The following is a 12,293-nucleotide window of genomic DNA, read 5'->3' as shown; positions in this document are numbered from 1 at the left end:
TAAAAAAAGGTGAAAGCGCGTCGGAGTATACGGGGTGACACTGCAACACTACGGTCATAATCCAAAGGCAAGGTGACGGGCTGGAAAGCCTTTATTTACGGGCCTCTCGCGCCTATGGGCGCGCACCTGGACCCACCTCCCACCATGCCATCCTTTCGTTACGAAGCGACTGACGCGCTCGGAAAAATCGTGCAGGGCACGATCGACGCCGACAGCGAGCGCGGCGCCCGCAACCAGTTGCGCGGCCGCGGCCTCTTGCCCCTGTCCACCTCCCCCGCCGCCCGCGCCCAGGGCTTGGGCGCGGCCTTGCGCACGCGCCTGTCCGACGCCGACCTGGCCTGGCTCACGCGCCAGCTCGCCAGCCTGCTCGCGGCCCGCCTGCCGCTGGATGCCGCGCTCAGCGCCACGCTTGAACAGGCCGAAAAAAAGCACATCGCCGCCACGCTCGAAAGCGTGCGCGACGATGTGCGCGCCGGCCACCGCCTGTCCGCCGCGCTGGCGGCCAGGCCGCGCGACTTTCCTGAAATCTACCGAGCCCTGATCGGCGCCGGCGAAGAATCCGGCGACCTCGCGCAAGTGATGGAAAAGCTCGCCGACTACATCGAAGAACGCAACACCTTGCGCAGCAAGGTCATGACCGCGTTCATCTACCCCGCGGTCGTCGGCTGCGTCTCGGTCATCATTGTCATCTTCCTGCTCGGCTACGTCGTGCCCCAGGTCGTCTCCGCCTTCAGCCACGCCAAACAGCAATTGCCGCTGTTGACCCGCATCATGCTGTCCCTGTCCGACTACGTGCGCGACTGGGGCCTGGCCACCGGCGCCGCCATCGCCCTGGTCATCGTGCTGTGGCGCTACTCCCTGCGCGTGCCCGCCGCCCGCCACGCCTGGCACGCCCGCGTCCTGCGCCTGCCCCTGGCCGGCCGCTTCGTCCTGGGCGTCAACGCCGCCCGCTACGCATCCACCCTGGCTATCCTGTGCGGCAGCGGCGTCGCCCTGCTCACCGCCCTGGAAGCCGCCCGCCGCACCCTGGGCAACGACGTCCTGCGCGCCGCCGTCGACGCAGCCTCCGCCCGCGTGCGCGAAGGCGCCGCCCTGTCCTCTTCATTGGCCGCCCAGAAAGTCTTCCCCTCGCTCCTGGTCCACCTTATCGCCAGCGGTGAAAAAACCGGCCAGCTCCCCGAACTGCTCGACCGCGGCGCCCAGAACCTCTCCCGCGACCTGGAACGCCGCGCCATGGCCATGACCGCGCTGCTGGAGCCCGCGCTGATCCTGCTGATGGGGGGATTCGTGCTGTTGATCGTGCTGGCGGTGATGATGCCGATCCTGGAGATGAATCAGCTGATCCGCTGAATGCTGCCCCCACGCCGAAGAGGAAGCCCCCACGCCGCGCGCGCTCCGCGCGCTTGCAGCCCCCCCCGAGGGGGCTGCAAGCCCTTGGGGCGGCCCGGCGGGCGGGCGGCTGTTCTAGCGAGGGGCCGGCCGGTGCGCGCATTGCACGCACCGTGCCGCAAGGAAACGAGCAGTCTGAATCGTTGGCGCGCACAAGCGGTGCGCGGCCCGTGCCGGGCGACCTACGAAGACAACAACCTACAAAAAAATCACAACGCCTCTTCGTCGCTCTCGCCCGTTCTAATCCGGATGGCTTGCTCAACTGGCGTAACGAAAATCTTGCCGTCGCCGATCTTGCCCGTGCGAGCCGCCTTCACGACAGCCTCGATCGCCGCCTCGACCTGGTCATCCGGCAGCACCACTTCCACGCGGATCTTCGGCAGGAAATCCACCACGTATTCCGCCCCCCGGTAAAGCTCGGTGTGCCCCTTCTGGCGCCCGAACCCCTTGACTTCGGTCACGGTCAGCCCGCTGACGCCGACTTCGGCCAGGGCCTCGCGGACTTCGTCGAGCTTGAAGGGTTTGATAATGGCGGTGACTTGTTTCACGTTCGTCGTCCTGGTTTTTGATCTGTTGCCACGCCCTGCCCCGGCAGCATGCCGGCAAGGCGCAATGATTAAGAGAATACCACCGGCCACAAGGCCCGGAACCCGGACAAGCCCGTATGTCGGCTGCCCGCCCTAGCTCCCCGGCGCCTCGTCCGGAATCCGGTCCGCGTCCCGCATCCACACGACAGACTCTGAATCGCTCGGCGCGCGCCAGTCGCCACGCGGCGACAGCGACCCGCCCGAGCCCACCTTCGGCGCGTTCGGCACGCAGGTGCGCTTGAACTGGCTGAGCCGGAAAAAGCGGTCCAGGAATATCTTCAGGTTGCGCTTGATCGCCGCCAGGTCGTACTGGTTGCGTGCCACGTGGCCGCCTTCCGGCCAGGCCCCCGCATCGCGGTCGCGCCATGCTGTCAGCGCCAGGAATGCCACCTTCGTCGGCGCAAAACCGTAGCGCAGCGTGTAGTACAGATTGAAATCCTGCAGCTCGTACGGACCGATCGTGTCTTCGCTTCTCTGGCCCGGCTTGCCATCGGCGCCGCCCGGTACCAGTTCGGGGCTCACGTCCGTGCCCAGCACGTCCAGCAGCACCGCGGCCCCGTCCGGCCCCAGGCGGCCGGATTCGGCCACCCAGCGCACCAGGTGCGTGATCAGCGTCTTGGGCACGCTGGCGTTGACGCTGTAGTGCGACATGTGGTCGCCCACCCCGTACGTGCACCAGCCCAGCGCCAGCTCGCTCAGGTCGCCCGTGCCGATCACGATCGCGTTATTGAAATTGGCGATGCGGAACAGATGATTGGTGCGCTCGCCCGCCTGCACGTTCTCGAACGTGATGTCGTAGACCGGCTTGCCGTCGGCGTACGGGTGCCCCAGATCCTTCAGCATCTGCAGGCAGCTGGGACGGATATCGATCTCGGAGGCGGTGCAACCCACCACCGCCATCAGCTGGCGCGCCTGCTGCAACGTGCGGGTACTGGTGGCGAAGCCCGGCATGGTGATCGCCAGGATGTTGGACCGCGGCAGGCCCAGCGCATCCATCGCCTGGGCGCAGACCAGCAGCGCGTGCGTCGAATCCAGCCCGCCCGAAATGCCGATCACCACCTTGGACATGCCGCTGGCGGACAGCCGCTGCGCCAGCGCCTGCACCTGGATGTTGTAGACCTCCTTGCAGCGGGCGTCGCGGCGCTGCGCGTCGGCCGGCACATACGGAAAGCGCGCCACGCGCCGTTCCAGCGGCAGCTCGGTGTCTTCCAGCGGGGGATCGACCGGCACCGGCACGCTGCGGAACTTACGCACCTCGTCCTGGTGACGCCGCACCGACTGGCCGAAGGTCGTCTGCCGCATGCGTTCGCGCGACAGGCGATCCAGGTCCACGTCGGAAAACAACAGGTGCGATTCCGCCAGGAAACGCTCGGATTCGCCGAGCAGTTCGCCGTTTTCGTAGATCAGCGCCTGGCCGTCCCAGGCCAGGTCGGTCGACGATTCGCCGCGCCCGGCCGACGTGTACATGTACGCCGACAGGCAGCGCGCCGACTGCTGCGCCACCAGCTGGTGGCGGTATTCGGACTTGCCCACCACGATGTTGGAGGCCGACAGGTTCACCAGCACCGTCGCGCCCGCCAGCGCCGCGAACGAGGACGGCGGAATCGGCACCCAGACGTCTTCGCAGATCTCGACATGGAACTGGAACAGCGGCAGCTTTTCCATCTGGAACAGGAGCTCGGCGCCGAACGGCACGGTCTGGCCCAGCAGCGGGATGTCGGTCACGGCGGCGCAATCGGCCGCGCTGAACTGGCGCGCTTCGTAGAATTCGCCGTAATTCGGCAGGTAGCTCTTGGGCACCACGCCCAGGATGCGGCCGCCGGCCAGCACCACCGCGCAGTTGTACAGCTGGTGCGCCACCCGCAGCGGCGCCCCGACGATCAGGGCGATATCGAGTTCGGCCGTGGCCGCGGCCACCTGGCCCAGCGCCGCCTCGCAGGCGTCCAGCAGGGCCTTCTGGTGGAACAGGTCGTCGCAGGTATAGGCCGATAGGCCCAGTTCAGGGAATGCCACCAGCACGGCGCCGCCCTGGGCGGCCTGCTGCGCCAGCGCGATGGTCTGCGCGGCATTGAAGGCCGGGTCCGCGACCCGGCATTCGGGCACGCCCACCGCCACGCGGGCGAAACCGTGGGAATACAGGTTGAAGAACGGGTTCGACATCGGGTTTCTATCGCCTAGGAATCCAAGTGGCGATTATCTCACGGCGTCCCCGGGCCAGCGGGGCGATTCCCCTACGGACGCAAGGCGCATCCGCGGGGTTGCGCTGCACAAGCAAGGCGTATCCCGGGCTTGGCCATCCGTTGCAAGGATCAACCGGCCGGCGGCGCCAGCCGGTCCGGTCCCTGGCGGCCCCCTTCCGCCGCCAGCGCGGCCTGGACCGCGCCGTCGCGCAGATAGCTGCCCATGGCGCCGATGTCGGCGCCGGACGGCTGCTGGTACAGGCGCAGGCCCAGTTCCGGCAGGATCGCCAGCAGATGGTCGAAGATGTCGCCCTGGATGCGTTCGTATTCGACCCAGGCGGTGACCGCGGTGAAGCAATAGACCTCGACCGGGATCCCGTCGGCGGTGGGCTCCATCATGCGCACCATCATCGCCATGTCCTGGCGGACCTCGGCGTTCTGCTTCAGGAAGGCCAGGCCATAGGCCCGGAACGTGCCGATATTGGTCAGGCGGCGGCGGTTGGCCGGCACGCTGGCCAGTTCGCCCATGGTCTGGTTGGCCTGGGCGATGTCGTGGGTCTTGACCCGCAGGTAGTCGTGCAGCAGGCGAAAACGCATCAGCCGCTGGGCTTCTTCGTCGGTCAGGAAGCGCACGCTGCTGGCATCGATGCGCAGCGTGCGCTTGATACGCCGGCCGCCCGACTCGAACATGTGGCGGTAGTTGCGGTAGCTTTCCGAGAACAGCTTGTAGGTCGGCACCGTGGTGACGGTGTTGTCCCAGTTCTGCACTTTGACCGTATGCAGAGCGATATCCTTGACGAAGCCATCGGCGTTGGACTGCGGCATCTCGATCCAGTCGCCGATGCGCAGCATGTCGTTGCTGGTGAGCTGCGTGCTGGCCACCAGCGACAGCAAGGTGTCCTTGAACACCAACAGCAGCACTGCCGACAGCGCGCCCAGGCCCGAGATCATCCATAGCGGCGACCGGTCGATCAGGATGGAAAGCACCAAAACGGTGCAAACCGCCATCAGGATCAGCTTGCTGATCTGGATGTAGCCCTTGATGGACCGGGTCTGTGCCCGCGTGGTCGCCGAATAGGTGTCCTGCCAGGCGCTCAGGACGCCGGAAAACGCCACGAACACGCAGATCCAGGCGCCAGCGTGCGCCAGGCGGCCCACCAGCGTGGCCGCTTTTTCCACGTGCGGCACCAGGTCGATGCCGATCGACACCACCGCGAACGGCACCGCATACCAGAGGTTCTGGTACGCGCGGCGGCGTTGCAGCGCCTTGTCCCAGTCTTCGTGGCCGCTCACCACCAGCAGCCGGTGGGCCAGCAGCAGCACGACCCGCGCGACCACCCACTGGACGAAAAGCGCCGTCAGGATCAGGACGCCGATGCCGACCAGCGTCTGGGCCCAGGCCTGATGCGGCATATAGGTGTCAAGCTCGGTGGCCAGCTGTTCCCATTCCATGGGCATAGATCGTGTGCTCTCTTTGTTTAAGGTTGACGGCGGCGCGGGGCGAACCGGCCATGCCGCTGCCGCCAGGATACGCCCCGGCGGCGCGCGGATGCGACCCTGAATTATCCGACAAGTGGCGCGGCGGCAAAGTTTCCAGGCGCTACCGTGGCCCGTTCACCGCCGAGACAACGGCCCGCCCGGCCGCTGCGGCCAACCCGGCCCCGGCAAGTCCGGATTCGTCAGGCCCCCATGGCAGGCCCTATAATCCGGGCCATCATGGCAAACACTCCCTCCCCCGATCAAAACCAGTTCGCCAACAAGGCGCAGGCCTGGTCCGCCCGGTTCTCGGAACCGGTTTCCGAACTCGTCAAACGCTATACGGCGTCCGTGGATTTCGACAAACGCCTGGCGCGCGTCGACATTCAAGGCTCGCTCGCGCATGCGGACATGCTGGCCGCCCAGGGCATCATCGGCGCCCAGGACCTGGCCGACATCCAGCGCGGCATGACCCAGATCCTGTCTGAAATCGAGGCCGGCAGCTTCCAGTGGCTGCTTGACCTGGAAGACGTCCACCTGAACATCGAAAAACGCCTGGTCGAGCTGGTCGGCGACGCGGGCAAGCGCCTGCACACCGGCCGTTCGCGCAACGATCAGGTCGCCACCGACATCCGCCTGTGGCTGCGCGGCGAAATCGACACCCTGCTCGATCTGCTGCGCCAATTGCGCCACGCGCTGGCCACGGTCGCGCTGGACAACGCCAGCACCATCATGCCGGGCTTCACCCACCTGCAAGTGGCCCAACCCGTCACGTTCGGCCACCACCTGTTGGCCTACGCCGAAATGTTCGGCCGCGACGCCGAGCGCCTGGCCGACTGCCGCCGCCGCGTCAACCGCCTGCCGCTGGGCGCCGCCGCGCTGGCCGGCACGTCGTTCCCGATCGACCGCGAACGCGTCGCCAAGACGCTGGGCTTTGACGGCGTGTGCCGCAACTCGCTCGACGCCGTGTCCGACCGCGACTTCGCCATCGAATTCTGCGCCGCCGGCGCGCTGATCATGACGCACGTCTCGCGCCTGTCCGAAGAGCTGGTGCTCTGGATGAGCCCGCGCGTGGGCTTCATCGACCTGGCCGACCGCTTCTGCACCGGCAGCTCGATCATGCCGCAAAAGAAGAACCCCGACGTGCCCGAACTGGCCCGCGGCAAAACCGGCCGCGTCAACGGCAACCTGGTCGCCCTGCTCACCCTGATGAAAGGCCAGCCCCTGGCCTACAACAAGGACAACCAGGAAGACAAGGAAGGCCTGTTCGACACGGTCGATACCGTGCGCGACACGCTGACCATCTTCGCGGACATGGCCGCCGGCATCAAGGTCAAGGCCGACAACATGCGCGCCGCCGCCCTGCAAGGCTTCGCCACCGCCACCGACCTGGCCGACTACCTGGTCAAGCGCGGCGTGCCCTTCCGCGACGCCCACGAAGTGGTCGCCCACGCCGTGCGCGACTGCGAACAGCGCGGCTGCGACCTGGCCGACCTGTCGCTGGCCGAACTCAAGGCCTATCACGCCCAGATCGGCGACGACGTCCACCAGGTCCTGACCCTGGAAGGCTCCGTCGCGGCCCGCAAGCACGTGGGCGGCACCGCCCCCGAGCGCGTGGCCGAAGAAGCCCGCCGCGTTCTGCAGGAAACCGCGGCAGAATAAGCCCCCTGCTGCGCCTGCATGGCAAAACGGCTCCGGCATTCCGGAGCCGTTTCTCATTGAAGACCGGTTAACGCATATCGGCGTGGCGCTCGCATCCCAAGCATCGGCGGCCCCCTTCCAGGTTCGTTATCATGGTCGCTTTCCGGCCCTTATTTCGCCCCATGCCCGCCTCGCGCTCGCCTGCTGCCACGCCGTTCGCACCCTCCCGCTTGCGCCTGTCCCTGCTGGCTGGCGCCTGCCTGCTGGCCTTGGCCGCCGGCCAGCAGGCCCATGCGCAGACCGCGCGCAAGCCGTCGCCCTACGAGAATCTGCGTCCGCCGACGCCCGAAGAAATCGAGGCGCGCAAGGCCGAGGACGCGCGCCGGGGCGGGCCGGCCTTCCTGGCCAAGATCCAGACCCAGGCCGAATTCCAGCAACTGGCCCGCGTCTACAACGCCGGCACGCCGCTGGAAATGCCGCACGTGCTGTTCGTCATCGATCGCCAGCGCGGCAACCGCATCTATTACCTGGACACGCCGCGCTACGGCCTGCACGAGACCTTTGCGCGCGAACGCAAGCTCTTGCCCGGCAAGGACAAGGCCGCGCTGATCGCGCAGTACAAGGACCCGAACCGGCGCCTGCTGTTCGGCACGCTCAGCTGGCAACGCGACCTGCCCGGCTACACCTACGAATTCTGGGAAGGCGACCGCCTGACGCCCGAGCTGCTGAAACTGGCGGACGGCACGGTCACCCAGAGCTTCTACGCGCCGATCCAGTTCAAGACCAATTCCACGCTGCATGAACAGACCGCCAAGAACGCCGGCGTGAAATCGGTGACGCAGGAGGCCTTGCTGCGCGAGCAGCCCTTCCTGCCGCTGAATCCCGGCCAGGCCCGGGGCCGCCTGCGTATCGTGACCTCGGTGGACAACACCCCCGACCTGGCGCGCGACGACATCGTGGTGCTGGACGAGGTGCCGATCTGGCTGCCGCCCGTGGCCGGGCTGATCACGCAGCGGCCGTCCACGCTGCTGTCGCACGTCAACCTGCTGGCCAAGGGCTGGGGCGTGCCCAACGCCTACGTGCGCGACGCGGCCAAGACGCTGCGCCAGTACGACGGCCAGTGGGTGACGCTGACCGTTACCGGCAACGATTACCAGGTGCAGCCGGCCGAGCGCCCCGCCACCCCGTCGTCCGGCACCCCGCCGCCCAAGGCGCAGGCGCTGCTGCCCAAGCCCGATCTAACCGTGCAGGCGCTCAAGCCGCTGGACGCCCTGGCCGTGCGTGACAGCCGCCATTGCGGCGTCAAGGCCGCCAACCTTGGCGCCCTGAAATCCGCCCTGCCCCCGGCCGCCAGCGTGCCGGACGGCTTCTGCATTCCGTTCGCACAGTACGCCGCGTTCATGCAGCAGCTGGGCGTCGCCCAGCGCGTGGCGGCGCTGGAACAGCGCGCCGACTTCAAGACCGACGCCGCCGTGCGCCGCCAGGAACTGGCCGCGCTGCGCCAGGACATCCAGCAGGCCCATCCCGACCCGGCGCTGGTCGCGTCCTGGCAGGCGCGCTGGCAGAAGCAATTGCAGGGCCGCGGCGTGTTCGTGCGCAGCTCGTCCAATTCCGAAGACTTGCCAGGCTTCAGCGGCGCCGGGCTGTATACCACCGTGCCCAACGTGGTGCAGGCCGACGCATTGACGCAGGCCGTGCTGACCGTATGGGCGTCGGTCTACAACTTCGAGGCCTACGAGGCGCGCCGCGCCGCCGGTATCGGCCAGGACGCGGTGGTGATGGCCGTGCTGGTGCAGCGGGCCGCGCCGTCCGACAGCTCGGGCGTGATGATCACGCGCGATCCGTTTGACGCCAGCCGGCGCTACGTGACCTATATCTCGGCCAAGCGCGGCCTGGGCATCAAGGTGGTCGAAGGCAAGCGCCAGGCCGAACAGGTGATGTATTCCAGCTGGTCCAAGGCAGTGCAGGTGCTCAGCAAATCCGCCGAAGACACGCAACTGGTGGCCGACGCCGCCGGCGGCGTGCGCGAAGTGGCACTGACCGACACGCGCCAGGTGCTGAACGACGCGCTGGTGGCCCGGCTGGCCGCCGTGGGACGGCAGATCAAGCAGCGGCTGGGCGGCGTGGACCAGGACATCGAATGGGCCGTGGTGGGCGACCAGCTCGTTATCCTGCAATCCCGGCCATACGTAGACGGACGCCGATAAAAAAGTGCCGGCGTCAAGTCTTTCGTGCCCAACGCGCAAGGTCTGAAACCGTATATGGGGCAGTAGGTTAGCTCATTTTCAGGCCACGTTGCAGGAGCTTGGCCGCGTGGACTAGGAGCCACATAAGCGCGTTGGGAGAGAAAGCCGCATCGCACTGTGCCTGACACCACATCCGCCAGCGCGGCGATAAATCCTTCTTCCTGCTTTTTGGCATCGTCTTGCGGCTTGCCAAAGGTGCGGGGGCACGTCCCGTCAGGTTTACCGTCAAATCCCGAACGTCTCGGTAACCCAGCTGTCTGATGGTGGGCCTGACTCGCTTGCCCAGCCTGATGTAAAGCTCAACGGGTCGGATTCGGTCTTCGTACGAACATGAACTAGCTCCTGGCAATCCAAATTTTTGTCCTCATCCCTTGGTGGTCAAGATTGCATTGGCTCCCACAGTCATGCCCCCGGCTTCGCGGCCTTGGGCGAACACGCTCTCGATAGTTGCACATTCATGCGCGGCATGGATGGTTCCAGCCCTGCCTTGTCCAACCGGCGTCGCAAGCATAGGTTGAAGGCGCGCTGGACTTCCCATTGCCGCAGCGGCGCCGTCTTGAAGCGGAAGCGAAGTATGGCCTGGCCGCTGTCGAAACTTTCCACTCCTTGCAGTTCTATGGGGGACCATAGGAAGGGATAGATCGTCGAGTCTGTTCGCAACTCCATCGCAACGTCACGCACCAATACAACAGCATCGTCGATCGGCATGGCGGCCGGTACCGGCCAGCGGAACATGGCGTAGCCGAACTCGCGAGAGTAATTCTTGATGGTCTTGATCGCACTGAACGGAATAGTGTGTACGACGCCATCCAGGTCTCGCAGGCGTACCGTACGTATGGTCAGGCCTTCGACCGTGCCAAGGTGATTTCCCACGTCTACGTAATCGTCGATCGTCAGGGAATTTTCGATGATGATGAATAGGCCCGTAATCAGGTCGGCCACCAACGATTGTGCGCCAAAGCCAATGGCCAAGCCGATGACGCCGGCCCCGGCCAACAGCGGCGTGACATTCATGCCCATATTGGCTAGTGCGACGATTGAAGCAATCACAAAGATAGTGATGAACAACACGTTCCGAATCAGCGGCAACATGGTCAGCGCGCGAACGTTGACACGGTTCTTTCCACCTGTGCCGAAGCTGTGCTGCAGCGCGGTATCCGTCAGAATCCAGACCAGCCAGGCTGTCAGCAGGATGCCCACGATGCTCACCATTTTTGGGCCAATTTGCGATTCGCTGCTTTCCATGAAACCGAGCAGCGAAAGGCCCAGCACGCGCGCGCCGATTTCCAGGAACACCAACAGGTTGCCAAACCAAAGCAGGGTGTAGCCGAAGTACCTGAGCTGCCCCAGGTAAGCGGTACGCCGATTCCTGCCGCGGCTGGAGTGCAAATAAGCGCGACGGATGACGCCGCTGACAGCCATCCCGGCGATCGCCACCAAAGCGCACAATAAGGCCCGGCGTATGACTTGGTCGCTGTCGTCGGCAGTGGCGAGAGTGGTGAGCAGCGATATGCCTACCAGGATCAGAAATGGGATGAACCATAGCGATCCCACTAGTCGCAGCAGTTTATGCAGCCCTTGACCATTGGCGCGGCGCTCCCTAGGTTGGTTGCGGATCAAGTGGGAAACTGGCCGACGAAACCGCAGGATGAACAACGCGCTCAACGTGGCTGCGGCCACGTTGGCAAACAGCCCGGCGAACTGTGCCACGTCCTGCCCGAACACGCTCGTCACTTCCGGATCGTGCAGGGCGTCACCTAGAGCGGCCAGGCTGCCGACCAGCCAAAGCGGGACAGCAGCCCGCCGGAGCAGGATGTCCAGCGCCTGCCTGCGGTGCGGGCCGTCAAGCAGGGTCAACGCGATCAGGCAGAGCGACGAGAACAGCGCACCAGCCAGCAAGACGTAGGCGAGCACGAGAGCCCCGAGTTGGCCCAGAGAATCTGGCGCCATAACGGAAAGATAGAGCGTGATCACGAAGGCGATGACCCAGGGCGCCAACCTCCGCGCGGCCAGCCACAGTAGTTGACGAGGTCGCGAGTGGCTGGGCGAAGCGTCCGCCGGGGGCTGTAGCTGCTTGAAGTGTCGGCCCAGCCAGCGCAGGACCGCCGCCAAGCCGGCCCAGATCGCCATGACGAGCAAAAAATCGGCAACCAGCGTGGGCCACTCGTGCCATGCGGGCATGCCGGTGTCGAACTCGGCACGCGCCCGTCGGTACAACATGGCCCAGCGGGTCAGTGGGCCCTCAGGGCCGTCCAGGCGCTTTTCCAGGTTTTCGGCGGTGTCCCGGATGAGGGCGAGGATTCCGCCTTTCTCGTTTTCCGGATTCCTTTGGGTCGCATCGCGCAGCTGCTTCAGCTGAATCAGAAGATCCGTGCGTTGCTTTTCGTTTTCCAGCGTCTGGATAACTTGGTCCAGGGACTGGTTGAGTCGCACGTCGTCAACCGGCTTGCTGGCGCTCGATCCGATCAGGCCGGGAAGCGCGGCTGACGCGGCAGGGGCTAAACCCAGGCTCAACACAAAAACTATCAAAGGCAGGCACAGGCGAAAAAAAGGCAAGGTTACAGCTCGCAAGATCGCTTCCCTGATAGGAGATACGGGTATGTTGTTTTAGAGGAGTCCCACGTGGTACGCAAGGTTTGGTTTGAGTCGGCATGGCGGCTTTGTGGAGGGATTACCTCTGGGCAGGACCGCATCATCGAGACAGAATCGAACCCTCGCATGTTGACACAACCATCTTCTCGAGTGTCAGCTTCAATCAGCTTTCGTTCCTGCGT

The 12,293-nt window shown here is 65.5% G+C and carries 7 protein-coding genes; 3 read left to right on the top strand and 4 right to left on the bottom strand.

The window, feature by feature from the left end:
* The first annotated feature begins 144 nt into the window (after nt 1-144).
* A complete protein-coding gene (gspF, locus tag A9974_RS04105) occupies nt 145-1,350 on the top strand; it encodes a type II secretion system inner membrane protein GspF (protein ID WP_183002878.1) in 1,206 nt (401 codons plus the stop codon).
* Nucleotides 1,351-1,598: 248 nt separating this feature from the next.
* Here gspF and A9974_RS04100 read toward each other — a convergent pair whose 3' ends face one another.
* The 3 genes from A9974_RS04100 to A9974_RS04090 form a co-directional block, all read right to left on the bottom strand.
* Nucleotides 1,599-1,937, bottom strand: coding sequence for a P-II family nitrogen regulator (locus A9974_RS04100; protein ID WP_006386376.1), 339 nt, complete (start codon nt 1,935-1,937; stop codon nt 1,599-1,601).
* A gap of 132 nt (nt 1,938-2,069) precedes the next feature.
* On the bottom strand, nt 2,070-4,136 hold the full coding sequence (locus A9974_RS04095; protein ID WP_183002877.1) for an NAD(+) synthase: 2,067 nt from the start codon (nt 4,134-4,136) through the stop codon (nt 2,070-2,072).
* Nucleotides 4,137-4,285: 149 nt separating this feature from the next.
* A complete protein-coding gene (locus A9974_RS04090; RefSeq protein WP_370539568.1) occupies nt 4,286-5,614 on the bottom strand; it encodes a mechanosensitive ion channel family protein in 1,329 nt (442 codons plus the stop codon).
* A gap of 258 nt (nt 5,615-5,872) precedes the next feature.
* Between A9974_RS04090 and argH the strand changes: the two genes are divergently transcribed.
* Both argH and A9974_RS04080 read left to right on the top strand, forming a co-directional pair.
* Entirely contained in the window at nt 5,873-7,294 is a 1,422-nt protein-coding gene (gene argH, locus A9974_RS04085; protein WP_183002875.1) for an argininosuccinate lyase, read from the top strand.
* 161 nt (nt 7,295-7,455) lie between these two features.
* Entirely contained in the window at nt 7,456-9,480 is a 2,025-nt protein-coding gene (locus A9974_RS04080) for a PEP/pyruvate-binding domain-containing protein (protein ID WP_183002874.1), read from the top strand.
* A 441-nt stretch (nt 9,481-9,921) separates the two neighbouring features.
* On the opposite strand, the gene A9974_RS04075 is transcribed toward A9974_RS04080, so the two are convergent.
* A complete protein-coding gene (locus A9974_RS04075) occupies nt 9,922-12,090 on the bottom strand; it encodes a mechanosensitive ion channel family protein (RefSeq protein ID WP_255467998.1) in 2,169 nt (722 codons plus the stop codon).
* Between the last annotated feature and the right edge of the window lie 203 nt (nt 12,091-12,293).

It is taken from the genome of Achromobacter sp. UMC71 (assembly GCF_014170305.1).
In the GTDB taxonomy this organism is placed as follows: Bacteria; Pseudomonadota; Gammaproteobacteria; order Burkholderiales; family Burkholderiaceae_B; genus Achromobacter.
The sequence above is the reverse complement of the archived record's forward strand: the minus strand, read 5'-3'. Positions and strand labels throughout refer to the sequence as shown.